Raw genomic sequence first — 22,557 nt, forward strand, 5'->3', positions numbered from 1 at the left:
GATGGCCGCAGGTCGGGGGCGGATTGCCGGCGGTAGGCGGGGGTCGGGGGCGCGAGAACTCGCGGTCGTGGGCGGGGTGGGGGTGGTGGATGTGGTGGCCGTCACCGCCGGTGCGGGGTGAGGCCGCCCACATTGTCGACACCCGGTGAGCGGCTCCTGACCCAGCGCCCACTTCGCGAAGATCCGCAACGGCCGTGCGAATGGTCCACGTCACATCCGAGCCGGCCGGCCGCAGCACCGTCGTGGTCGCCGGCTGCACAGCAGCGACGCCGAGCTGGACACACCCTTCGCCCGGTTGCTGGACACGCCGTGCCCGGAGGGTGCAGGTGATCAGGGTCGACGAGGGCCCCACCTGCCGCCCGAACGTCTGACGGATCATCAGCAGGTTTGGCACACCTGGCCGTTGGTGGCCGAGGGTCAACCGCTCAGCGGCGGCCTCCACGCCCCGGCCGACCCTGCCGCATGACGAAGGCGCCCACCGTCACGGTGGGCGCCTTCGTCATGTCGCAGCGAGCGCGAACGCCACGACCGACCCAAGCTACCGTCTTCCGGCGGGATCGGAGGAGTGGTTCTGAACACACTGCCGCAGGCCCGCCGCTCGATTGACAGTACTCGAACGATCGGGCAAGAATCCGGGCACCCGGCGGTTCCTCAGCCAGAGGACAGCCACCACAACGACCGTCGGAGACCTTCACCGATATCAGTGCCCCGGCACCGCCATGCCTTGATCACCCGTGCCCGCTCAGCGGGCCGGCGACCTCACGAGGAAGACCCGATGCCCCCTTCCGCTCTCCCGCCCCGTCGTGCCCGACGTGCCCGTCGACGTGCTCGTCGCCGCATCGTCTGCGGTGTCGTCGGCACGGTCGGTCTGCTGGCCGTCCTGCTCAGTGCCTGTGGTGGGGGAGGCGGCGCCGGTAGCGCCGGGGGGCAGCCGGCTACCGGGCCGAGCACGGTCGCGGCCGGCGTTCCGGGCGCGAGCGCCTCGCCGTCGTCGTCCGCCTCTCCGTCGCCGGCCGGAGCGGTGTCGTCGGCCCCGGCGTCATCGTCGTCGGCCGGACCGTCGGCGGCGGCGTTCGCCGGGGTGTCGCTGACGGCGGCCGAGCTGCCCGCTGGCTCGGTCGAGCAGTGGAAGCCGCTCGCCGCGCCGCGCACCTCGGCGATGACCAAGGCCGTCCAGGTCAACGAGTGCGCGTCGGTCACCGGTGGTGTCTCCTGGCAGCAGCTGGGCTACGTCAGCACGTACCAGACGCCCGCCGAGCAGGACCTGTTCAGCTTCCGCGACGCCGCGTCCGCCCGGTCCGCGTACCAGAACCTGCTGACCCAGATGGGCAGTTGCCAGGCCCAGTCCCGCGCCCTGCAGACCAAGTCGCTCGGCACCGCCGACGCCGAGGTCGTCCAGACCGCCGGCACCGACCAGGGCACCGCCTGGTCACGCCACTGGAACGGGGTCGAAGGAATCTCCGCAGCGGGCCTGCAGACCGACCACCTCTATGCCGTCCAGCAGGGCAGCATCCTCGCCATCGTCCACTTCGACGAATGGGCCGGCGTCCCCGCCGCCCCCTACAGCACCCAAGCCGACGGAGACCTGCTCACCGCGGTCGCCCACCGGCTCGGTTGATTCACCCACTCTCCTGCCACCTCTCCCGTCCCTGGAGACAAGCATGCCTTCGCACCGCAAGATGCCCTCGCATCGCAAGCACGTCCGCCGCTGGGCCGTCGGCCTGGTCGGCGCCGGCGCCGCCTCCCTGCTCGCCGCCGTCCCCGCGCACGCCGCCTCGTCCGTCGACGGCACGATCTCGCCCACCGAGGTCATTCAGCGGGCCCAGAGCTGGGTCAGTGAGGGCGTGCCGTACAACCAGGGCGCCAACTACACCGACAGCAACGGCAGCTACCGCGAGGACTGCTCCGGCTTCGTCTCGATGGCCTGGCACCTGTCCGACAGCCTGGTCACCCAGACGCTGCCGAGCGTCTCCACCCAGATCGCCAGCAGCCAGCTCCAGCCGGGCGACGCCCTCGACTACACCGACGAGCACGTCATCCTGTTCGGCGGCTGGATCGACCAGTCCGCCGGGACCTTCAACTACTACTCCGAGCAGAACTCGCGGGTCCTGACCAACGAGTACCAGGGCGACCTCAACTCCAGCTCGGTGGCCGGCTGGCCGACCAGCTCGTACACGCCGCTGCGCTACAACAACATCTCGGGCGCGGCCCCCACCACGACGACTCCCGCTCCCGCTCCGACCCCGGCGCCCGCTCCGGCCCCGGCCCCGGCCGGCGGCGCCACGGGTACCACCGGTGGTACCGCTGGTACGGGTGGCAGCACCGGCGGCACCGCCTCGCGCCACGGCCACCACGGTTGGAGCTGGAGCTCCAACCACCGCTGGTGGTAAGCCGGTCACGCTGAGCTGAGTCGGCCCGCAGTGCGAAGGCCCCCGGTCCCTCGAAGGTGAGGGGCCGGGGGCCTTCGCACTGCTGTTGGGCGTGAGGACGTCAGGACACCACAGGGCTGCGGCGTTCGACCGTCCTGGCGATCCGGATACCGGGGGTCATGCCCGTGCCTCGACGCCGAGTTCGGTGAGCAGGCCGCGGACGCGCCGCTCGATCTCGTCGCGGATCGGGCGGACCGCATCGACGCCCTGCCCGGCCGGGTCCGCCAACTTCCAGTCCAGGTAGCGCTTTCCGGGGAAGTGCGGGCAGGCGTCGCCGCAGCCCATGGTGATCACGACGTCGGAGCTCTGCACGGCCTCGACGGTGAGCACCTTTGGCGTCTCGGCGGAGAGGTCGATACCGGCCTCGCGCATGGCGTCGACCACCGCCGGGTTCACGGTGTCGGCAGGGGCGGAGCCGGCCGAGCGGACCTGGACACGGTCCTGTCCGAGGTGGGCGAGGAAGGCGGCGGCCATCTGGGATCGCCCGGCGTTGTGGACGCAGACGAACAGCACGGACGGAACGGCGGGAGTGCTCACGGCAGGGTGCTTCCTTGATCGAGAAGAGAGATGCGGGAGGGCCGGTCAGCGGCCGGAGGCGGCGAGGTGGTGCTCGCTGTGCGGGACGACGACGTCCTCACCGGCGGGCGTGGGTCGGCCGAACAGTACGGCGACCAGTGCGACGCCGACGGCCAGGCCGACGAGTTGGGCGGCGATGAACGCCAGCACCGAGCCGGGGGCGATGCCGGCGAAAGTGTCCGTGAAGGCCCGGCCGACGGTCACCGCGGGGTTGGCGAAGCTCGTCGAGGACGTGAACCAGTAGGCCGCGCCGATGTAGGAGGCGACGGCGACAGGCGCGAAGTGCGCGCGACCCGTGCGGGCCAGGCCGAAGATCAGCAGGATCAGGCCGGCGGTCGCCACGACCTCGCCCAGCCACAGGTGTGGGGCCGAGCGGTCGTGGGTGGACCAGCGCACCAGCGGCTCGGCGAACATCGCGTCCGCGAGCACCGCGCCGCCGATCGCTCCGGCGATCTGTGCGGGCACGTAGGCGGCGACCTCGCGCAGGGTCGGGCCCCCGCCTGCGCGGCGGCCGGTCCACCAGGCGGCCAGGGTGACGGCGGGGTTGAAGTGGGCGCCGGAGACCGGACCGAGCAGGGCGATCAGCACGCCCAGACCGAAGACGGTGGCCAGGGAGTTGGCCAGCAACTGCACGCCGACGTCCTGGGAGAGCTTTGCGGCCTGGACGCCGGAGCCGACCACGATGGCGACCAGCGCGCCCGTCCCGACGAACTCGACGGCGGTGCGGCGGCCCAGCCGGGCGGGCGCGGTCATCTCGCAGCCCCCGCACCCGGGACTGCCCCGGTCGGAGCCTCCAGTAGCGAGGACAGGCGGGCGAGGGCTGCGGGCAGCACCCAGTAGTAGACCCAGGTCCCCCGTCGCTCGGAGTCGACCAGTCCGGCCTCGCGCAGCACCTTCAGGTGGTGGGAGATGGTCGGCTGGGAGACGTCGAACGGGCCGGTCAGGTCGCAGACGCAGGCCTCGCCGCCCTCGTGCGAGGCGATCAGCGACAACAGCCGCAGCCGCACCGGGTCCGACAGAGCCTTGAACATCCTCGCCAGGTCGGTGGCGGCCGCTTCGCCCAGCGGCTCGCGGACCATCGGCGAGCAGCACGCCACCGCTTCGTCCTGACCGAGCACCGGCAGTTCCAGATTCGACATACGTCTATGTTGACAGTCATCTAATCGAGTGGCAATCTCGGCTGTATCGACATCTGTCGATACAGGACTCGGATCGGGGAGACCACCATGTCCCGCGTTCAGCTCGCCCTTCGCGTCGCCGACCTCGAAGGCTCGATCGCCTTCTACGCCAAGCTCTTCGGCGTCGAGCCCGCCAAGCGCCGCCCCGGCTACGCCAACTTCGCCATCACCGAGCCCCCGCTCAAGCTCGTCCTGCTCGAGGGCGTCGCCGGCGAGGACACCCGCCTGGACCACCTCGGCGTCGAGGTCGCCACCAGCGAGGACGTGACCGCCGCCACCGACCGGCTGAGTGAGGCCGGCTTGGCCACCTTCGAGGAGAACAACACCTCGTGCTGCTATGCGGTCCAGGACAAGGTCTGGGTGCACGGGCCGGGCAAGGAGCCCTGGGAGGTGTACGTGGTCAAGGCCGACGCCGACCGGATCGGCACGAGCGCCACCCCCGCCGGTGACACCTGCTGCTGAGGCTCGCAGAGGCGGGGGCATGGCGGCGAGCCGACGTCGAGCGGTGTGCTGACGGTCGGTCAGGTGGCCAGCAGGACGGCGACGCCCGTGATCCGGTCCGCTGCCAGGTCCGCCAGCGCGGCGTCGGCGCGGTCCATCGGATAGCGCTGGACGTGCACCTGCGGTCGGGTGCGGGCGACCGCGTCGAGGTAGGCCCGGCCGTCGGCCCGGGTGTTGGCGGTGACGCTGCGAAGGGTGCGTTCCTGGAACAGGTGGCGCTGGTAGTCGAGTACGGGGATGCCGGTGAGGTGGATGCCGGCCACCGCGAGGGTGCCGCCGCGGTCCAGGGCGCCGAGCGCGACCGGGACCAGGTCGCCGACGGGGGCGAACAGGATGGCGGAGTCCAGCGGTTCCGGGGGCGTCTCGTAGGCGTCGCGGGCGGAGGCGGCGCCGAGTTCGAGGGCCAGCCGCCGGGCCGGCTCGGAGCGGGTCAGCACGTGCACGGTGGCGCCCTCGGCGAGGGCGAGTTGGGCGGTGAGGTGCGCGGAGGCGCCGAAGCCGTAGAGGCCGAGCCGGCCGCCCGGTGGCAGGTCGGCGCGCCGCAGTGCCCGGTAGCCGATCAGGCCGGCGCAGAGCAGCGGCGCGAGTTCCTCGGCCGGCGGGCCCTCGGGCAGCCGGTAGCTGAAGTCGACGTTCGCCAGCAACTGCTCGGCGTAGCCGCCGTGCCGGTCCCAGCCGGTGTAGCGGGAGTTCGGGCAGAGGTTCTCGTGCCCGCCCCGGCAGTACCGGCAGTTCCCGCAGGCGCTCGCCAGCCAGGCCACGCCGACCCGGTCGCCGGGCGCGAAGCCGGCCGCCTCGGCGCCGGTGCGCAGCACCCGGCCGACCACCTCGTGGCCCGGCGTGCAGCGGGGCGTGCGGGGCGTGAGATCCCCTTCGGCCAGGTGCAGATCGGTACGGCACACCCCGCACGCCGCCACCTCGACCAGCAGCTCCCGGGGACCGGGTTCGGCCACCGGTCGCCGCACCCGGCGCAGCGGTGCGGAGCCGAGCGGGCCCGGGTGCTCCACCACCCAGGCTGCGATATCGGGCATGACGCGCTCCTCGGGGGTTCGGCAGTGGGGCGGGTGGCTGCTCGCCCTTCTCCATCGTCCGCCGGGAACCTGCCGTCCGCCGTCACGGGCCGAGGGCCGGTCGGCTGGTTCGTAAACGGCCCGAAGGGCGCACGATGGGAGCAGCGCAGGGCGTGCCGCCACCGGACGCCCGGCACCTCATGGAGGCCGTCATGCTCACCTCGGAACTCGACTCCGCGACCCTGGAGGGCTTGGTCTCCGCCGCGGTCGCCGCGCCGTCGCTGCACAACACCCAGCCCTGGCGGTTCCGATTCCGCCCCGACACCACCACGCTGGAGGTCCACGCGGTGCCGCAACCGGCGCTGCGGATCACCGATCCCAGCGGTCGCGGCCTGCACCTCTCGGTCGGTGCCGCGGTGTTCAACCTGCGGGTCGCCATCCGGCAGGCGGGCCACGAGCCGGTGGTCCGGCTGCTGCCCAGGACGCCCGAGCCCGACCTGCTCGCGGCGGTCCGCCTGGCCGGCCCGAGCCGGCCGCCCGAGGGCGGCGGGCGGGACCTCTACTCGGCGATCTGGCGACGGCACAGCAGCCGGCTGCCCTTCACCGACGCGCCGGTGCCCGCCGCGATCCTGACCGAACTCGCCGAAGCCGCCCGCGCGGAGGAGGCCTTCCTGGAACTGCCGAGCGAGCAGGAGATCCACCGGCTGCTGGCGGCGACGGCGGAGGGCGAGCGCCGCGCCGTCTCCGAGCCGGGCCGGCGCCGGGAGCGCTGGCAGGCGGTCCAGGACGACCCGAGCCGCCACTACGGCATCCCGACCGAGGCGATCGGCCCGCTGGACGCCGAAGGGCGCCTGCCGCAGCGCGACTTCGCGGCGTTGCGCCCCGGCGAGCACCAGCGCACTGCCGCGTTCGAGGCGCGCCCTCGGGTCGCCGTGCTCGGCACTGCGCGCGACGAACCCGCCGACTGGCTGCGCGCCGGGCAGGCACTGGAACGCGTGCTGCTGCTGGCCACCGCGCACGGTCTGCGCGCCTCGCTGCTGAGCCAGGCGCTGGAGTGGTCCGACCTGCGCTGGGCGCTGCGCGATCCGCGCCATGGTCCCGGGCACGTCCAGATGCTGATCAGGCTCGGCTACGGGCCCGAGGGTGCGCCGACGCCCCGTGCCCCGGTCGCCGAGGTCCTCGACCGGGACGGCTGACCTCGGGACGGTTGACCCCAGGCGGTTGACGTGCGCGCGCACCCGACAGAGCGCAGCGTGGAAGGGGGCAGCAGGAGAAGCGAGTGAGGTGAGGCAGCGTGGCCACAGCAGAGGAGACGCCTCGGGTGGTGGTCGGCGTCGACGGCTCGGCCTCGTCACGGGCCGCCGTCCGGTGGGCGGTGCGCTACGCGGAGTTGCTCGGCGCACTGGTGGACGCGGTCGGCGTGATCGAGGTCCCACTGAACTACGGCTGGTCGGCCCCGGTGGTCGACACCTCGCTGGACGAGCAGACGGCCCGGCGGAATTTCACCCAGGAGCTGGACTCGGTGTTCGACGGGAACCGGCCGGTGCAGGTACGGGAGTCGCTGGTGCGCGGGAACCCGGCCGAGGCGCTGGTCGAGGCGGCTCGCGGCGCGGAGGTGCTGGTGGTCGGCAGTCGTGGGCACGGCACCTTCGCCCGGGCGCTGCTCGGTTCGGTCAGCCAGCGGTGCGCGCTGCACGCGTCGTGCCCGGTGGTGATCGTCCGGGCGGACTAGGGCCTGTACGGCGGATCTTTTCGGATGAGCCCGCGGCGTTGGGCGCCCGGCTGGGCGTGCGCCCGAGTCGTCCTCGTACTGGACGTACTTGGGCGATTCGGGCGTGCGTCCAGCCGGGATGCCCGGCGTCGCGGGCCCGGAAAGATCCGCCGTACAGGCCCTAGGCCCTGAGGCCGACTGAACCGGCCTGGCTCAGTGGTACGGCACCACCGCGACCGGGCAGCCCACGTGGTGGATCACCGCGTGGGCCACCGACCCCAGGTGCGTGCCCGCCGGACTGCGCCGGCGGTGGGCGCCGACCACCAGCAGTTCGGCCGTCGCACCGGCGTCCACCAGGGTGAGCCCGGCGTGCCCGCGCAGCATCGCGGTCGCCGTGGGCAGGTCGGGATAGCGCTCCCGCCAGGGGGTCACCGCCTCCTCCAGGGCTCGCTGCTCGGCCTCGGTCGGCTCCTGCTGCAGCTCGCCGGTCGCACCGAAGTGCAGGTACTCGCTGCCGGCCGGCGGTCCCCAGGCGTGCACCACGGTCAGCGGCGCCCCGCGCTCCGCGGCCGTCTCGAAGGCGAAGGCCGGCACCTCCTGGCACGGATACGCCAGGTCCAGGCCCAGGATCACGCCCTCGCCGGCACTGTCGTCACCGGCGGTGCCGTGCGACGCGGGGCCGTCGTCCCCGGTCGGTCCGCCGGACGGCGCGCGCACCAGCACCACCGGGCAGGTCGCCTGGGTGAGCACCTGGTGGCTCACCGAGCCGACCAGGAAGCCGCGCAGCGCGCCGAGCCCGCGCGAGCCGAGCACCAGGATCGCGGCCCGGTCCGCGGCGGCCGCCAGCACGCCGACCGGGTCCTTGCGCACGTGGGTCTCGCGTACGTCGAGATCGGTGAACCGGGAGCGGATCTCGTCCGCCCGCGCGGTCAGCTGCTCGCGGCCCCACTGTTCGGCCTGCCCGGTGCTCGGGGCCTTGCCGTGTCCCCAGGGCCAGGCCTGCAGGATCTCCAGCGGGAGTTCACGCCGCTCCGCCTCGCGCGCGGCCCACTCGGTGGCCGCGCGGCTCGCGTCCGATCCGTCGAATCCGGCGATCATCACTCTGTTCACGGCCTGCCTCCGGTGCCGGGCCGCCATACGTAGTGGCGGGTCCGTCTTCCATCGTGCTCACGGAGGCTCGGACCGCGCACCCCGATCGCCGTGCGCGGCCCGTGCCGTCGGTCAGCCCAGCGGCTTGTCCAGCACCGCCTTGAGGTGGCTGAACGTGTCGATCGAGTACTCGCCGTGGTACCGGCCGAGGCCGCTCTCGCCCACGCCGCCGAACGGCAGCTCGGGGACGGCCAGGTGGGAGACGGTCAGGCCGAAGACCAGGCCGCCGGAGGAGGTCTCCTGGGTCAGCCGCTGCTTGGTCCGCTCCGAGGCGGTGAAGGCGTACAGCGCGAGCGGCTTGTCGCGCTCGTTGATGAAGGCGATCGCCGCGTCGAGGTCGGGGACGGCGACGATCGGCAGGACCGGCCCGAAGATCTCCGCCCGCATCACCGGCGCCTCGGGGGAGACGTCGGCGAGGACGGTCGGCGCGAGGTAGCGCGCGGCCCGGTCGTGCCCGCCGCCGGTGACCAGGCGCCCGTCGCCCAGCAGCGCGGTCAGCCGGTCGTGGTGGCGCTCGTTGACGACCCGGCCGTACGCGGGGCTGGCCGCCGGGTCGGGGCCGTACAACGCCTCGACGGCGGTGGCCAGTTCGGCCTCCAGCGCGGCGGCGGTGTCGCCGATCGCGAGGACGTAGTCGGGGGCGACGCAGGTCTGGCCGGCGTTCTGGAACTTGCCGCGGGCGATCCGCTGCGCGGTGGCCGCCAGGTCGGCGCCCGGCTCGACCACCGCGGGGCTCTTGCCGCCGAGTTCGAGGGTGACCGGGGTGAGGTGCTTGGCGGCGGCCGTCATGACGATCCGTCCGACCATGCCGTTGCCGGTGTAGAAGATGTGGTCGAAGCGCTGCTCCAGCAGTGCGGTGGTCTCGGGCACGGCGCCCTCGACCACGGCGACGGCCTCCCGGGCGAGGTAGCGCGGCAGCAGCCGGGCCAGCGCCGCCGAGGTCGCCGGGGCCAGCTCGCTGGGCTTGACCAGCACGGTGTTGCCGGCCGCCAGCGCGCCCACCACCGGGGCCAGGGCGAGCTGCAGCGGGTAGTTCCACGGCGCGATCACCAGCACCACACCGAGCGGGTCGCGGACCACCTGGGCCTCGGCGGGCTGGAAGGCGGCCGGGACGGCGGCGGGGCGCGGGGCCAGCCACTTCTCCAGGTGCGCCACCGTGTGGTCCAGCTCGTTCAGGGTGAACCCGATCTCGCTGCGGTACGCCTCGGCCTCGTTCTTGCCCAGGTCGGCGTGGAGCGCGGCGAGGAACTCCGCGGACCGCTCGGTGAGCAGCGCGCGCAGGGCGGCCAGCTGGGCCAGCCGCCAGGCGAGCGGCCTGGTCCGCCCGGTCTCGAAGGTGCCGCGCAGCCGTGCCACCACGTCGGCCGGGTCGGTGGCGGCGGCCCGGACCAGCATCCGGGCCAACTCGGCGGAGGAGCCGGGGTTCTGGCCGGTGTAGAGGTTGCGGTCGACCACGGTGTGCGGGGCGAACGGCGCGGCCGCCACGAAGTCGGCGCCGAGCTCGACCAGGCGGTCCTCGAGCAGCCAGCGGGCCTTCTCGGCGAGGCCGGCCGCGGCCTCCTCGGCGTTGCTGAAGGCGGTCATCCGGTAGCCGGCGAACGGCCAGCCGCCGTCCTGCCGGCGGGCGGCGAGCAGCGCGGCGGGTGCGTGGCAGACCACGCCCAGCGGCCGGCCCGACTCCAGGGTGCGGGTGAGGATCCGACCGGAGGCCTCGTCCACCGCGAGGTCCTCCATCGGGCCGTGGCCGCCCGGGTAGAAGACCAGGTCGTAGTCGTCCGGGTCGATCTCCGTCAGCTTGGCCGGGTGCGCCAGCACCTCGCCGATGCCCTCCAGGTAGGCGGCGACGCGGTCGGCCTGGGACTGGCCGCCGTTGGCGGCGGCGCTCAGGCTGCCCTGGTCGACCGGGGCGGCGACACCGTCGGGGGTGGCGACGGTGATCCGGTAGCCCGCCTCGCTGAAGATCCGGTGCGGCTCGGCGAGCTCCTCGGCCCAGAAGCCGGTGGGGTGCGCGGTGCCGTCGGCCAGGGTCCAGTGGGTGGCGCCGGTGACGACGAAGAGAACGGAGGTCATGGGTGGTGCTCCAGGCTTGGCAGTGGCTGAGGTCCGGCCGCGCGGGAGGCGGAACGGGCCTGGGGCTTGAAGTCCTAGATGGTTGATGTCTTCAAGCAATAGGTCGAAGGTAGACCTGAAAGATTGAGGATGTCAAGCAATCTCCCGTACACTTCCACCATGACCGAGCCCACCGTGCTGCCTGCCGCCGCCACGCCCGACCGGCTGATGGATCAGCTGGCCCGGGCCGCGGCGGCGTACTACCGGCAGTTCGCCGCGATGGCGGCGGAGAGCGGCCTGACCTTGATGCAGGGCAAGACGCTCAGCCTGCTGCGCGAGCCGAAATCGATGCGCAGCCTCGCCGAGCTGCTCGCCTGCGACGCCTCCAACATCACCGGCATCGTCGACCGCCTGGAGACCCGCGGGCTGGTCCGCCGTGAGGTCTCCCCGGCCGACCGGCGGATCAAGAACGTGCTGCTGACCGAGGAGGGCGAGCGGGCCGTTCGCCGGATCCGCGCGCGGGTGAGCGCCGGCCTCACCGGCCTGGAGCGGCTGAGCGCGGAGGAGCGGTCGAGCCTCCAGGACCTGCTGGACCGGGTCTTCCCCGACGCGGCTGGGTGACCGGGCGGGCAGCTCAGTGCTGGATGCCGGTGGACAGCGAGAAGTCGGCGAAGTACGCGTGCTGGGTGGAGCGCGGGCCCCAGCTGGTGTCGTGCCCGCCGTAGAAGGTCGAGAAGAGGACGCCGGAGAACGGGATGCCCTTGATCCCGGAGGCGATGCCCTTGCCGAGGTAGACCTGCCGGCCGTCGAGCCAGACCGTCACGTCGCCGGTGTTCCGGTTCACCAGCTGCTCCGCGGTGTGCCAGCCGCCGTCGGCGGGCCACTTCCAGCTGCCCAGCCCCTCGTCGACGCCGTAGCCGGTGGGGCCGGAGTTGGTCGGGGTGTAGAGGTAGACCTCGCCGTTGTCCGGCACCCCGTTGGCGCCGCGCCACATGTAGCGGGTGGACCAGCCGTTGCCGTGGTTGCCGCCGGACTCCTGGCCGATCGTCCCGCCGTACAGGCCGGGCAGCTTGCCGGCCTTGCCCCAGTCCATGCCGGTGGGGAACTCGAGGTGGTACCGCAGGTCCAGGGTGGCCGAGTTCTTCAGCGAGCCGAGGCCCATCGCGGTCAGGTCGGTGTAGTACTGCCCGCCGCCGGGGGTGGGGCAGTCGGAGCAGCTGTTCGCGGAGGAGCCCTTGCCGTAGGTGACGCGCAGCGCCGAGCCGTCGCCGGGCGCCGTCGGGTCGCCGGCCTTGGCGAGGTCGGCGGCGCCCCAGCCGCCGCTGCCGGCCACGCCCCACGCGTGCTGCCAGGCGCTGCCCGGATAGCCGGTGAACTGGCCGGTCCAGGCGGGCGTCGCGGCGCGGGGGGCGGCGCTCGCGGCGGTGGCGAAGGTCGTGGTGAGGGCGAGGGCGGCGGCTGCGGCCAGGGCCAGTGAGGCCGAGCGGCGGCGGAGTTGGCGAGCCATCAGATCGACTCCTGGGTGTCAGAGCCAAGCGGGAGCTGAGTTAGGAACTTTTCCTAACCATTCACGGAGCTTGACGCTGACCCGCCAAGCTGTCAAGAGGCGCGGCGCCCGCCGCAGATGCGTCGGGGCCGACAACCCGCCACGGTGCGTGGCAGGTTGTCGGCCCCGAGGGCAGTAGGCCGGACCGTTACAGCACCCGCTCCAGGCGGTCCGCCATCAGCTTGACGAACCGTGCCGGGTCGCTCAGCTCGCCGCCCTCGGCCAGCAGCGCCATGCCGTAGAGGAGTTCACCGGTCTCGGCGAGGTCGGCCGCGCCGCCGCGCTCGCCGTGCGCCTTGTTGAGGCCGCTGACCAGCGCGTGCCCCGGGTTGAGTTCGAGGATGCGCTTGACCCGCGGCACCTCCTGGCCCATCGCCCGGTACATGCTCTCCAGCGCCGGGGTCACGTCATGCGTGTCCGAGACGATGCAGGCGGGCGAGACGGTGAGCCGGGTGGACAGGCGCACCTCCTTGAGCTGCTCGCCCAGCTGCTCCGTCAGCCAGCTGAGCAGCCCCGCGTACTCCTGCTGCCGCTGCTCCCGCTCGTCGGCGGCCTGCTGCTTCTCCTCCTCGGTGTCGAGGTCGACCTCGCCCTTGGCGACCGAGCGCAACTGCTTGCCGTCGAACGCCGGGACGGCCTCGACCCACACCTCGTCGACCGGGTCGGTCAGCAGCAGCACCTCGATGCCCTTGGCCCGGAACGCCTCCATGTGCGGGGAGTTCTCGATGGCCTGCCGGGACTCGCCGGTCAGGTAGAAGATGTGCTCCTGCCCGTCCTTCATCCGCTCGACGTACTGCTTCAGCGTGGTCGGCTCGTCCTGGTCGTGCGTGGTGGCGAACGAGCAGATGCCGAGGATGGCGTCGCGGTTGTCGAAGTCGCTGAGCAGGCCTTCCTTGACCACCCGGCCGAACTCGCGCCAGAAGGTGGCGTAGCGCTCGGCGGAGCCGGCCATCAGGTCCTTGACCGCGGCGAGCACCTTCTTCGCCAGCCGGCGGTGCATCATCTGGATCTGGCGGTCCTGCTGGAGGATCTCGCGCGACACGTTGAGCGACAGGTCCTGGGCGTCGACCACACCCTTGACGAAGCGCAGGTAGCTCGGCAGCAGCGCCTCGCAGTCGTCCATGATGAAGACGCGCTTCACGTAGAGCTGGACGCCGCGCTGGTGGCCCTGGGTGAACAGGTCGTGCGGCGCGTGCGAGGGGATGAACAGCAGGGCCTGGTACTCGAAGGTGCCCTCCGCCTGCAGCCGGATGGTCTCCAGCGGGTCCAGCCAGTCGTGGCTGATGTGCTTGTACAGCTCGTGGTACTCGGCGTCGGACACCTCGTCCCGCGAACGCGCCCAGAGCGCCTTCATCGAGTTGAGCGTCTCCGGCTCGCGCGCGGCCTGCGGGTCCGCTTCGCCCTCGGTGTCCGTGGCGGCCTCGGGGACCATCCGGACCGGCCAGGTGATGAAGTCCGAGTACCGCTTGACGATCTCGCGGATCTGCCAGGCGGCGGTGTAGTCGTGCAGCCCGTCCTCGGTGTCCACCGGCTTGAGGCGCAGCGTGACCGCGGTGCCCTGCGGCGCCTCGGCCACCGTCTCGATCGTGTAGGTGCCCTCGCCGGTGGAGGTCCACCGGGTGCCCTGGCTCTCGCCGGCGCGCCGGGTGAGCAGCTCGACCTCGTCGGCCACCATGAAGCTGGCGTAGAAGCCGACGCCGAACTGCCCGATCAGGCCCTCGGCGGCGCCCGCGTCCTTGGCCTCCTTCAGCTCGCGCAGGAACGTCGCGGTGCCGGAGTTGGCGATCGTGCCGATGAGCTTGACCACCTCGTCGTACGACATGCCGATGCCGTTGTCGCGCACCGTCAGGGTGCGGGCGTCCCGGTCGGCCTCGACGGCGATGTGCAGATCGGACACATCCACGCCGAGCGTGTCGTCGCGCAGGGCCTCCAGGCGCAGCTTGTCCAGCGCGTCGGAGGCGTTGGACACGAGCTCGCGCAGGAACACGTCCTTGTTCGAGTAGATCGAGTGGATCATCATCTGCAGGAGCTGACGAGCTTCCACCTGGAACTCAAACGTCTCAGCCGCCATGGCTTGCGATTCCCTCCTCAAGTCACCGGGGTGACGGAAAGCTGACCTGAGCACTGTAGATCAACCGGTCGACATCAGTGGTCGGGCGGGTGAAGCACTCCGCGTCGCAGCGCTCCGCTGACGGTCCGTCACGTTACACTCGCCCCGTCACGAAGCTGCGGGAGCCGGCATCACGCCGCGGGGAGTCAGGAGGGCGGGACGGCTCACATCACGCGCGAACGCCTCACCAGGACGCTGACGTTCTGGCTGCGCCCGACCTTCGCGCTGCGCGTCGTCAGCCGCTTCCAGACCGTCGTCGGCTTCGACCGCTCGATGGCCCTGGCCTCCAGCGCGCTGACCGCGCTGGTCCCGCTCGCGATCCTCGGCGGCACCGTGCTGACCAGGATCGGGCACCAGGACCTGGCGGGCCGGATCATCAGCCGCTACGGCCTCACCGGCGGTGGCGCCGAGGCGGTCCGCCAGCTGTTCGCGCCGAACGCCGACGCCGGCGCGGGCGTCGTGAGCACGATCTTCCTGGTGATCTCGCTGCTGAGCTTCACCCGGGCGACCCAGCGACTGTTCGAGCAGACCTGGCAGCTCAAGCCGCTCAGCGTGCGCAACACGACGAACGGCCTGCGCTGGGTGGCCGGCCTCGCCGGCTACCTGCTGGTCACCGGTTGGCTCCAGGCCGCCTTGGGCTGGGGGTACCTCGGACTGGCCGCCGCCGTCGCCGAGCTGCCGGTGACGGCGGCGTTCCTGGTCTGGACCGGCTGGGTGCTCTCCGCGAAGCGGATCGCCTGGCGGGACCTGCTGCCGTTCGGGGTGATCGCCGCCGTCCTCTCCGCGCTCTACGCGGTGGGCGCGACGATCTACCTGCCCCGCCTCTTCAGTTCCTACGCCACCCGCTACGGCGTGGTGGGCGCGGTCTTCGCGATGATCTCGGCGCTCTTCATCGTGATGCTGGTGACCGTCGGCTCGGCAGCCGTCGGGCGGGAGGTGCAGGACGAACTCGGCCGCATCCGCCGAGGGCAGCGACCGGCCGACGACGAGATCCGCCGGCAGTGGGACACCGTGGTCGAGCAGATGCGATCGCGTTGGCACTCCGCCCGGGAGCAACTCGGCTCGCGCCGCGAGCACGACGACCGGGGCGATCCGGGCGGCCCGGAAGCGGACTGACGGTGCGTCAATCCAGCGCGGTGGCAGTCCGGGATCGCGGCGCGGTGTCGCCGAGGGCGATGAGCACGGCGCGCAGGGCCTGGCTCGCCTCGGCCGTCCCGGTGACCGGTCGGGCGCCCCGGCGCAGCAGCGCGGTCTGGGCGCCGACCACATCCCGGACCGCCTCCAGCGCGAGGTCGGCTCCCGCGCTGGTCAGGCGGGTGGGGGAGGAGCGGGCGTCGGCGGGATCCGTGGCCCGGCCGACGAGTCCGCGCCCCTCGAGGCGGCGGAGCGCGTTGCTGATGCCGCCCGAGGTCATCAGGATGCGTTCGGCGAGTTCGGACGGGCGCAGCCGGTAGGGGGCGCCGACCGAGCGCAGGGTGCTGAGGATGTCGTATTCGGCCTTGCTGAGACCGTAGGGCCGCAGCCGTTCCAGCAGGACCTCCTCGAGCAGCACGTGCAGGCGGGCGACGCGCTTGACCAGTTCGAACTCGCTCTGGAACTCGCCCTGGACGACCTCCGGCTGCTCCGCCAGCCAGGACGCGGTGAGGGCGTCCACCCGGTCCTGATCGTTCATGGTGCCCCACTCCCTCGTCCTCGTCGGCGTCCGCCTCCCGCGCTGGCATCCTAATTGCTTTCGAACTATCTTTCACGAAAGGTAACTGCGCCGCGCGAGCGCGACCGAGGGAGTGGGGCACCATGAGCGACACCGAGCGCATCACCCAGCTCATCCTGCACGAGCGCCAGGGGCGCGACCGTGGCTGGTGGGAGCAGTTGGCGGCGGCCTACTGGCCGGACTCCCGGGTGAGCCTGAGCTGGTACACGGGCAGCGGCCCCGGTTTCGTGGCCGGCTCGCGGGACATGGTCGGGCGGGGCGACCAGAGCGTGCACCGGATGTCCCCGCCGGCCGTCCACCTCGCCGGCGACCGGGGCTACGTCGAGGCCCCGGCAGGCGTCGAACTCCGCGTGGTGATCAACGGCGTCCTCGTCGACCTCGTCTCCTGGGTCCGCCTCAACTACCGCGTCGAGCGCCGTGACGGCGTGTGGAGGATCCTCTCGCTCGACGCGATCTACGAGCGCGACACCATCGCCCCGGTGGTGCCCGGCACGACGATCACGATCCCGCCGGCGCGACTCGCACCCTTCCGTCCCTCCCTGGCGCTCCTCGCCTACTACCTGCGGTCCCGCGGCTACTCGATCGGCGACGGGCTGCTCGGCGACGACGAGCCCCAGGCTCGCGACGCGTTCTACGCCGAGGTGCTGGCCTGGCTGCACGCCTGACACCCCGTCGCCCCCGCGCCGGGTCCGGACGGACCGACGGCGCGGGGGCGCAGTGAGCGTGTCGGCGCTACCTCAGGCCCTCCGCCAGCGGCCCGAGGGCCAGCGCGGGCAGGAAGTTGAGCAGCGCCAGGATCAACGCCGCGCCGGTGGCCAGGGTGACGAAGTTGACCCCGGAGGCGCGCAGCGTGCCGGCCGTCACGACGCCCGGGCGCTGCCTGGCCAGCTTGCCGGCCAGGGCGAGCACGAAGGCGATCGGGACGTAGCGGCCGAGCAGCATGGCGACCACCATCAGGCCGTTGTGGAAGTCGGTCGCGCCGTTGAAGCCCGACATCGCGCTGCCGTTGCTCTGCGTGTTGCTGGTGTAGGCGTAGATCAGTTCGGTCAGGCCGTGCGGGCCCGGATTGCCCATGTCGGCCGCGCCGTCCTGGCCCAGGCCCACCGAGACGGCCGAGCAGACCAGGATGACGGTCGGCGCGACCAGCGCGTACATCACCACGTAGCGCATCTCACCGAGCCCGATCCGCTTGCGCAGGTACTCGGGCGTGCGGCCGACCATCAGGCCGCCGATGAACACCGCGATCAGCACGGCGATCAGCAGGCCGTAGAGGCCACTGCCGGTGCCGCCGGGGGCGATCTCGCCGAGCATCATGGCCGCCAGCAGCACCCCGCCGCCGAGGCTGGAGAAGCTGTCGTAGGAGCCGCCGCCCGCGCCGTCCGCGCTGCCGGTGGCCGAGATGCCGAAGAGCGTGGTCCCGGGGATGCCGAAGCGGGTCTCGGTGCCCTCGTACTGGCCGCCGACCGCCGCCGCGACCGGGCTGTGGGTCGAGTGCTGGGCGAGCGAGGCCGCCGCGAGCAGCAGGCCGAACAGGATGCCGACCACCGCGAGCAGGGTCCAGGACTGCTTGAGGCTGCCGACCATCCGTCCGAAGGTGCGGATGAACGCCGTCGGGATCAGCAGCATCAGCACGATCTCGATCAGGTTGCTGGCCGCGTTCGGGTTCTCGAACGGGTGTGCGCTGCTGGCGTTGAAGAAGCCGCCGCCGTCGCCGGAGAAGAGCTTGACGGACTCCCAGGAGCCCACCGGGCCGCCGATCAGTGTCTGCTGACCGCCCGTCAGTGTGGTGACGGTGTGGCTGCCGCCCAGGTTCTGCTCGACGCCGAGCGCGATCAGCAGCAGTCCGGCCACCACGGCGAGTGGCACCAGGACCCGCCCGATGGTGCGGATCAGGTCGACCCAGAAGTTGCCCAGCTCGTCGGTGCCGTGCCGGACCAGGCCGCGGATCAGCGCCAGGGCCGCGCAGATGCCGACCGCCGCCGAGGCGAACGCCTGCACGCCCAGGCCCGCCATCACCGCGAAGTGCCCGGTGCCGGTCTCCGGCACGTAGTTCTGCCAGCTGGTGTTGGTGGTGAAGCTGACCGCGGTGTGCAGCGCGGTGCGCCACGGCATCCCGCCGATCCCGCGCGACCACGGCAGGTGGCCCTGGCCGACGAGCAGCGCGAAGAGCACGGCGATGCTCATCACGGTGAAGGCGAGCAGGGCGAGCAGGTAGTGCCGCCAGTCCTGCTCGCGGTCCGGGTCGATCCCGCAGACGCGGTAGAGGGTCCGTTCGATCTTCAGGTGACGGCCGCCGTCGAGCTGGCGGGCCAGGTGGTCGCCGAGCGGGACGTGCAGTCCCACCACCACGGCGATCACCAGGAAGGCTTGCATCAGGGCGATCACGGGTCAGGCCCCCTGGTTCGGGTAGCTGCGGTCGAGGGCCAGGTTGAGTTCGAGCACGTTGACGCCCGGATCCCCGAGGATGCCCAGGGCCCGCCCGGTGGTGTACTCGGCCACCAGCGCGCGGACGTTCTGCTCGCTGGTGTGGCGCCGGCCGGCGATCCGGGGCACCTGGAGCGCGGCGTAGGCCGGACTGATCTGCGGATCCAGGCCGCTGCCACTGGCGGTGACCGCGTCGGGCGGCACCACGGGGTGCGCGGGCGCGTCGCCGCGGATCGGCACGGTGACCGCGCCGCTGTAGCCCTCGCCGGGGGTGGCGCAGCTGACCGGAAGTCCCTGATACTCCGTCAGGAACGGCTTGGCCGGGCAGGCCTGGTCGAGGCTGACCACCTTGGTGGCCGTCCCGCCGGTGCCACCGTCGTAGTAGACGCCGAGCACGGCGCCCACCCCGTCCGCGGTGCAGTAGGGGCGCGAGCCGTCCACGTGCTCCAGCGCGCCGACGGCCGCGCTGCGCGCGCAGACCTGGGTGAGCAGGCTCGGCTTGAAGGTCTTCGGGTCGTTGTTCGTCTCCAGGGTGTCCACGACGCTCTGGGCGCCGAGGTTGCTCGCACCGGAGGCGGTCGGGTCGTAGCCGTCGCCGCTGCCCGCCGCCGAGGGGCGGGACTGGAAGTACTGCGGCAGCGCGTTGCCCTTGCCGTCGGTGAAGGCCTGGCCGATCAGGCTGCTGCCGACCATCGAGCCGTCCGGGCCCTTGAGTCCGGAACCCTGGGCGGGGGCGGCCAGCCCGGGGACGTGGGCGAGCGCCGTCATGCCGAGCGGGTAGAGCAGGCCGGTGGTCAGGGTGAGCACCAGCACGACCCTGAGCGCGGCCAGGTGTTGGGAGAGCCACACGGGCAGTCGGTTCATGGTCAGATCCCCGGGATGAACTGGACGAAGAGCAGGTCGATCAGCTTGATCGCGACGAACGGCACCAGCACGCCGCCCAGCCCGTACACCCACAGGTTGCGGGTGAGCAACGCCGAGGCGCTGGACGGGCGGTAGCGCACGCCGCGCAGCGCGAGCGGGATCAGCGCCACGATCACCACCGCGTTGAAGATGACGGCGGACAGGATCGCGGACATCGGCGAGTGCAGGTGCATGATGTCCAGCGCGTGCAGGCTGGGGTAGACCGCGCCGAACATGGCCGGCAGGATCGCGAAGTACTTGGCGATGTCGTTGGCGATCGAGAAGGCGGTCAACGCCCCTCGGGTGATCAGCAGTTGCTTGCCGATCTCGACGATCTCGATGATCTTCGTCGGGTCGGAGTCGAGGTCGACCATGTTGCCGGCCTCCTTGGCGGCCGACGTGCCGGTGTTCATCGCCACCCCGACGTCCGCCTGCGCGAGCGCCGGCGCGTCGTTGGTGCCGTCCCCGGTCATCGCGATCAGGTGGCCGCCGGCCTGCTCCTGCTTGATCAACGCGAGCTTGTCCTCGGGGGTGGCTTCGGCAAGGAAGTCGTCGACGCCGGCCTCGGCGGCGATCGCCTTGGCCGTCACCGGGTTGTCGCCGGTGATCATCACGGTCCGGATGCCCATCCGGCGCAGCTCGTCGAACCGCTCCTTGAGACCGGGCTTGACCACGTCCTTGAGGTGGATCACCCCCAGCACCCGGGCCGGTGCCCCGGAGTCGTCGTGCTCGGCCACCGCCAGCGGGGTGCCGCCGGCCGCCGACACCTGGTCCACGGCGGCGCCCAGCGCGGGCGGCACCTCGCCGCCGCGCTCGCGCACCCAGGCGGCGACGGCGGCCGCCGCGCCCTTGCGCAGGCAGCTGCCACCGGGAAGGTCCACCCCGGACATCCGGGTGGTGGCGCTGAACGGGACGAAGGCCGCACCCTCGTCCTGATGCTCCGTCAACTCGTAGTGGGTGCGTGCGAAGGAGACGATGGAACGGCCCTCGGGCGTCTCGTCCGCCAGGCTGGAGAGCAGCGCGGCCTCGGCCAGGCGCCGCTGTGCGACGTCGCCCACCGGCAGGAACTGCGACGCCTGCCGGTTGCCGAAGGTGATGGTGCCGGTCTTGTCGAGCAGCAGGGTGTTGACGTCGCCCGCCGCCTCCACGGCCCGCCCCGACATCGCCAGCACGTTGCGCTGCACCATCCGGTCCATGCCGGCGATGCCGATCGCGGAGAGCAGCGCGCCGATCGTGGTCGGGATCAGGCAGACCAGCAGCGACACCAGCACGATCCCGGTGACGCCGTCGCCGTTCAGCACGGCGGTGTTGTGGGCGGCCACGTTGTAGTGCTTGGAGAAGACCGCCATCGGCTGCAGCGTCACGACCGCCAGCAGGAAGACGAAGGTCAGCATGGTCAACAGCAGGTTGAGCGCCAGTTCGTTCGGCGTCTTCTGCCGGTTCGCCCCCTCGACCAGCGAGATCATCCGGTCCAGGAAGCTGTCGCCGGGCTCCTGGGTGATCCGGACCACCACCTGGTCGGAGAGCACCCGGGTGCCGCCGGTCACCGCGCTGCGGTCGCCGCCGGACTCGCGGATCACCGGGGCGGACTCACCGGTGATCGCGGACTCGTCGATGCTGGCCACACCCTCGACCACGTCGCCGTCGCCCGGGATCAACTCCCCGGCCTCGACCAGCACATGGTCGCCGCGACGGAGCTGGGCGGCCGCCACCGACTCCTCGGCGGTACTGCCGGGCCAGCCGGTCAGCCGGCGGGCGGTGGTCTGCTGCCGGGTGCGGCGCAGCGTGTCGGCCTGGGCCTTGCCCCGGCTCTCCGCCACCGCCTCGGCGAGGTTGGCGAAGACCACGGTCAGCCAGAGCCAGCCGGCGATCAGCAGGCCGAAGAGCGAGGGGTGGCGCCCGGCTAGCACGGTGGTGAGCGCCGCGCCGACCTCGGTGACGAACATCACCGGATTGCGCACCAGGGTCACCGGGTTGAGCTTGCGCAGCGCCTCGGGCAGGGCACGCCAGAGCTGCTTGGGATCGAGCACGCCGGCCCCTACCCGGCGCGGGCCGGTGGGCGGGGGCGGGATCACGGAGTCGGTGTCCGGCTTCACCGGAGCTGCCGCGGACATCAGAACTTCTCCGGGTACTTCAGGGCCAGGATCAGGTAGCCGACCAGGGCTACCGCGATCAGCAGGCCGACGGCGTTCTCGACGCTCATTGGGGGGGCCTCGATCGAGCAGGGGGGAACCACGAAGGGCACATGGACGGGTGGGCACAGCTCTCCTCCGGGCGGCCACCTGGTGAGGAGCCGGCGACCGCCCGGAGGGGTATCGGGGCGCCGTCAGGCGGCGCGACCGACCCGGCTGGGGCGCGGCGCGAAGGCGGCCGCGGGCCAGTGATCGGGGTCGGGAGTCTGCGGGAGACGCTCGCACGGCGCGGTGGCCGGTACGGCGAAGCCGGCCGGCAGCGGCGACGGCGCGGGGGTGGCCAGCTGCGGGTCGACGGTGAGCGCGGTGACGCCCAGCGGCTCGGCCAGCGCGCGCAGCGCGGACTCGGCCAGGACGATCCAGGGCTGGTCGGGACCGAGGACCTCGGTCAGCTGCCGCTCGGTGCTGAAGGCGACCGCGGTGCGGGCACCGAGCGGGCTGCGGAAGAAGCGGGGCGCGTGGCCCAGCGGACCCGACCGGACGGGGACCAGCAACTGTCCGGTCGGGACGGGTTCGTTGGGCTCGGGGGCCTCGGCGTCCTGACGCTGGTTCATGGCATACCTCCACACAGGTGGAACGGGATGGGTACCGCGCTGGTCCGGGCTACCGGGGCGCAGCAGTGACGCTATGCCCGGCGGCCGGTGGATACGCAGCGGTCCTGACGGCTCCTTGATCCCGAAGCCCGTTCTCCTGACACGGTGTTGATATCGGTGGCGCCAACCCTGGCCGAGACGCCGCCCGAGCGCGTAGGACCTGCTGAAACGGCGTGCGGCGGCCGGCGGCGCCGCGCAGCGCTGCGCAGCGCAGCGCCAAGGAGTCGTCAAGATGCGCCACGGTGTCGTGAAGATCGCGTCAGGAGGCCGGGGTCGGAACGGTGACGCGCCCTAGCGTCGACGTTCGAGGGCGCCGTTCGACTCTGTGGGGGAGAAGGGCCGGTGCCCGTCCGCGCGCGGCGATTCTGCTGATCGACCGCGGCGGCGAGGTGGTGGGGGACCGATGCAGGGCCTGGCATGGCGGCCGGGCCCTGCATAGTGGTCTAGGGCCTCGGCGGGTCGTGCGGTCGCCGTT

The 22,557-nt window shown here is 72.3% G+C and carries 22 protein-coding genes; 8 read left to right on the plus strand and 14 right to left on the minus strand.

Annotated features, from left to right (window positions below; all coding sequences use genetic code 11):
- Positions 1-1,021 precede the first annotated feature (1,021 nt).
- Together P3T41_RS10050 and P3T41_RS10055 are read left to right on the plus strand one after the other, a co-directional pair.
- Positions 1,022-1,618: a hypothetical protein gene (locus tag P3T41_RS10050; protein WP_280689309.1), complete on the plus strand. Its 597-nt coding sequence runs from the start codon at positions 1,022-1,024 to the stop codon at positions 1,616-1,618.
- 43 nt (positions 1,619-1,661) lie between these two features.
- A complete protein-coding gene (locus tag P3T41_RS10055; RefSeq protein ID WP_280689310.1) occupies positions 1,662-2,390 on the plus strand; it encodes a hypothetical protein in 729 nt (242 codons plus the stop codon).
- Between the two features lie 156 nt (positions 2,391-2,546).
- Here P3T41_RS10055 and P3T41_RS10060 read toward each other — a convergent pair whose 3' ends face one another.
- The 3 genes from P3T41_RS10060 to P3T41_RS10070 are packed head-to-tail and all read right to left on the minus strand — an operon-like array spanning position 2,547 to position 4,144.
- Entirely contained in the window at positions 2,547-2,966 is a 420-nt protein-coding gene (locus tag P3T41_RS10060; RefSeq protein WP_280689311.1) for an arsenate reductase ArsC, read from the minus strand.
- Between the two features lie 45 nt (positions 2,967-3,011).
- Entirely contained in the window at positions 3,012-3,758 is a 747-nt protein-coding gene (locus P3T41_RS10065) for an MIP/aquaporin family protein (protein ID WP_280689312.1), read from the minus strand.
- Entirely contained in the window at positions 3,755-4,144 is a 390-nt protein-coding gene (locus P3T41_RS10070) for a metalloregulator ArsR/SmtB family transcription factor (protein WP_280689313.1), read from the minus strand. Before P3T41_RS10070 ends, P3T41_RS10065 begins: the two co-directional genes overlap by 4 nt.
- Positions 4,145-4,231: 87 nt before the next feature.
- Here P3T41_RS10070 and P3T41_RS10075 point away from each other — a divergent pair, with 87 nt between their 5' ends.
- Positions 4,232-4,645 (plus strand): ArsI/CadI family heavy metal resistance metalloenzyme, encoded by a 414-nt coding sequence (locus tag P3T41_RS10075; protein WP_280689314.1) that lies wholly within the window; start codon positions 4,232-4,234, stop codon positions 4,643-4,645.
- Positions 4,646-4,704: 59 nt separating this feature from the next.
- Here the strand turns inward: P3T41_RS10075 and P3T41_RS10080 are convergent, their stop codons facing one another.
- Positions 4,705-5,715, minus strand: coding sequence for a zinc-dependent alcohol dehydrogenase family protein (locus P3T41_RS10080; protein ID WP_280689315.1), 1,011 nt, complete (start codon positions 5,713-5,715; stop codon positions 4,705-4,707).
- Between the two features lie 134 nt (positions 5,716-5,849).
- On the opposite strand from P3T41_RS10080, the gene P3T41_RS10085 reads away from it, so the two are divergent.
- Positions 5,850-6,890, plus strand: coding sequence for a nitroreductase family protein (locus P3T41_RS10085; protein WP_348533637.1), 1,041 nt, complete (start codon positions 5,850-5,852; stop codon positions 6,888-6,890).
- Between the two features lie 98 nt (positions 6,891-6,988).
- A complete protein-coding gene (locus P3T41_RS10090) occupies positions 6,989-7,426 on the plus strand; it encodes a universal stress protein (protein WP_280689316.1) in 438 nt (145 codons plus the stop codon).
- Between the two features lie 192 nt (positions 7,427-7,618).
- On the opposite strand, the gene P3T41_RS10095 is transcribed toward P3T41_RS10090, so the two are convergent.
- Together P3T41_RS10095 and P3T41_RS10100 are read right to left on the minus strand one after the other, a co-directional pair.
- Positions 7,619-8,515 (minus strand): universal stress protein, encoded by an 897-nt coding sequence (locus P3T41_RS10095; RefSeq protein WP_280689317.1) that lies wholly within the window; start codon positions 8,513-8,515, stop codon positions 7,619-7,621.
- A 111-nt stretch (positions 8,516-8,626) separates the two neighbouring features.
- Positions 8,627-10,624 carry an aldehyde dehydrogenase family protein gene (locus P3T41_RS10100; protein ID WP_280689318.1) on the minus strand — a complete coding sequence of 666 codons (1,998 nt, stop codon included), beginning with the start codon at positions 10,622-10,624 and terminating at the stop codon, positions 8,627-8,629.
- Positions 10,625-10,783: 159 nt separating this feature from the next.
- On the opposite strand from P3T41_RS10100, the gene P3T41_RS10105 reads away from it, so the two are divergent.
- Positions 10,784-11,224, plus strand: a complete 441-nt coding sequence (locus P3T41_RS10105) for a MarR family transcriptional regulator (protein ID WP_280689319.1) — start codon at positions 10,784-10,786, stop codon at positions 11,222-11,224.
- 13 nt (positions 11,225-11,237) lie between these two features.
- Here P3T41_RS10105 and P3T41_RS10110 read toward each other — a convergent pair whose 3' ends face one another.
- Together P3T41_RS10110 and htpG are read right to left on the minus strand one after the other, a co-directional pair.
- Complete coding sequence (locus P3T41_RS10110) at positions 11,238-12,110, minus strand: polysaccharide lyase (protein ID WP_280689320.1); 873 nt, start codon at positions 12,108-12,110, stop codon at positions 11,238-11,240.
- A 187-nt stretch (positions 12,111-12,297) separates the two neighbouring features.
- Complete coding sequence (gene htpG, locus P3T41_RS10115) at positions 12,298-14,220, minus strand: molecular chaperone HtpG (protein ID WP_280689321.1); 1,923 nt, start codon at positions 14,218-14,220, stop codon at positions 12,298-12,300.
- Positions 14,221-14,532: 312 nt separating this feature from the next.
- Here htpG and P3T41_RS10120 point away from each other — a divergent pair, with 312 nt between their 5' ends.
- A complete protein-coding gene (locus P3T41_RS10120) occupies positions 14,533-15,375 on the plus strand; it encodes a hypothetical protein (protein WP_348533638.1) in 843 nt (280 codons plus the stop codon).
- Positions 15,376-15,382: 7 nt separating this feature from the next.
- Here P3T41_RS10120 and P3T41_RS10125 read toward each other — a convergent pair whose 3' ends face one another.
- Positions 15,383-15,931: a MarR family transcriptional regulator gene (locus P3T41_RS10125; protein ID WP_280689322.1), complete on the minus strand. Its 549-nt coding sequence runs from the start codon at positions 15,929-15,931 to the stop codon at positions 15,383-15,385.
- A 122-nt stretch (positions 15,932-16,053) separates the two neighbouring features.
- Between P3T41_RS10125 and P3T41_RS10130 the strand changes: the two genes are divergently transcribed.
- Positions 16,054-16,635, plus strand: a complete 582-nt coding sequence (locus P3T41_RS10130; RefSeq protein WP_280689323.1) for a nuclear transport factor 2 family protein — start codon at positions 16,054-16,056, stop codon at positions 16,633-16,635.
- A 67-nt stretch (positions 16,636-16,702) separates the two neighbouring features.
- Here P3T41_RS10130 and kdpA read toward each other — a convergent pair whose 3' ends face one another.
- From kdpA to P3T41_RS10155, 5 genes are all read right to left on the minus strand, one after another.
- Entirely contained in the window at positions 16,703-18,355 is a 1,653-nt protein-coding gene (kdpA, locus tag P3T41_RS10135) for a potassium-transporting ATPase subunit KdpA (protein WP_280689324.1), read from the minus strand.
- Between the two features lie 3 nt (positions 18,356-18,358).
- On the minus strand, positions 18,359-19,258 hold the full coding sequence (locus tag P3T41_RS10140; RefSeq protein WP_280689325.1) for a potassium-transporting ATPase subunit C: 900 nt from the start codon (positions 19,256-19,258) through the stop codon (positions 18,359-18,361).
- A gap of 2 nt (positions 19,259-19,260) precedes the next feature.
- Positions 19,261-21,411, minus strand: coding sequence for a potassium-transporting ATPase subunit KdpB (kdpB, locus tag P3T41_RS10145; protein ID WP_280689326.1), 2,151 nt, complete (start codon positions 21,409-21,411; stop codon positions 19,261-19,263).
- Positions 21,411-21,500: a K(+)-transporting ATPase subunit F gene (gene kdpF, locus P3T41_RS10150; protein WP_280689327.1), complete on the minus strand. Its 90-nt coding sequence runs from the start codon at positions 21,498-21,500 to the stop codon at positions 21,411-21,413. Before kdpF ends, kdpB begins: the two co-directional genes overlap by 1 nt.
- Before the next feature lie 123 nt (positions 21,501-21,623).
- Positions 21,624-22,043 carry an SAV_915 family protein gene (locus P3T41_RS10155; protein ID WP_280689328.1) on the minus strand — a complete coding sequence of 140 codons (420 nt, stop codon included), beginning with the start codon at positions 22,041-22,043 and terminating at the stop codon, positions 21,624-21,626.
- Positions 22,044-22,557: the final 514 nt, after the last annotated feature.

Source organism: Kitasatospora sp. GAS204B, assembly GCF_029892155.1.
Taxonomy (GTDB): Bacteria; Actinomycetota; Actinomycetes; order Streptomycetales; family Streptomycetaceae; genus Kitasatospora.

Coding starts and splice junctions, on each gene's coding strand:
- P3T41_RS10075 (WP_280689314.1), top strand. CDS start 4,232: ATGTCCCGCGTTCAGCTCGCCCTTCGCGTCGCCGACCTCGAAGGCTCG.
- P3T41_RS10065 (WP_280689312.1), bottom strand. CDS start 3,758: ATGACCGCGCCCGCCCGGCTGGGCCGCCGCACCGCCGTCGAGTTCGTC.
- htpG (WP_280689321.1), bottom strand. CDS start 14,220: ATGGCGGCTGAGACGTTTGAGTTCCAGGTGGAAGCTCGTCAGCTCCTG.
- P3T41_RS10055 (WP_280689310.1), top strand. CDS start 1,662: ATGCCTTCGCACCGCAAGATGCCCTCGCATCGCAAGCACGTCCGCCGC.
- P3T41_RS10080 (WP_280689315.1), bottom strand. CDS start 5,715: ATGCCCGATATCGCAGCCTGGGTGGTGGAGCACCCGGGCCCGCTCGGC.
- kdpF (WP_280689327.1), bottom strand. CDS start 21,500: ATGAGCGTCGAGAACGCCGTCGGCCTGCTGATCGCGGTAGCCCTGGTC.
- P3T41_RS10130 (WP_280689323.1), top strand. CDS start 16,054: ATGAGCGACACCGAGCGCATCACCCAGCTCATCCTGCACGAGCGCCAG.
- P3T41_RS10140 (WP_280689325.1), bottom strand. CDS start 19,258: ATGAACCGACTGCCCGTGTGGCTCTCCCAACACCTGGCCGCGCTCAGG.
- P3T41_RS10120 (WP_348533638.1), top strand. CDS start 14,533: ATGGCCCTGGCCTCCAGCGCGCTGACCGCGCTGGTCCCGCTCGCGATC.
- P3T41_RS10125 (WP_280689322.1), bottom strand. CDS start 15,931: ATGAACGATCAGGACCGGGTGGACGCCCTCACCGCGTCCTGGCTGGCG.
- P3T41_RS10105 (WP_280689319.1), top strand. CDS start 10,784: ATGACCGAGCCCACCGTGCTGCCTGCCGCCGCCACGCCCGACCGGCTG.
- P3T41_RS10085 (WP_348533637.1), top strand. CDS start 5,850: ATGGGAGCAGCGCAGGGCGTGCCGCCACCGGACGCCCGGCACCTCATG.
- P3T41_RS10100 (WP_280689318.1), bottom strand. CDS start 10,624: ATGACCTCCGTTCTCTTCGTCGTCACCGGCGCCACCCACTGGACCCTG.
- kdpB (WP_280689326.1), bottom strand. CDS start 21,411: ATGTCCGCGGCAGCTCCGGTGAAGCCGGACACCGACTCCGTGATCCCG.
- P3T41_RS10070 (WP_280689313.1), bottom strand. CDS start 4,144: ATGTCGAATCTGGAACTGCCGGTGCTCGGTCAGGACGAAGCGGTGGCG.
- P3T41_RS10110 (WP_280689320.1), bottom strand. CDS start 12,110: ATGGCTCGCCAACTCCGCCGCCGCTCGGCCTCACTGGCCCTGGCCGCA.
- P3T41_RS10155 (WP_280689328.1), bottom strand. CDS start 22,043: ATGAACCAGCGTCAGGACGCCGAGGCCCCCGAGCCCAACGAACCCGTC.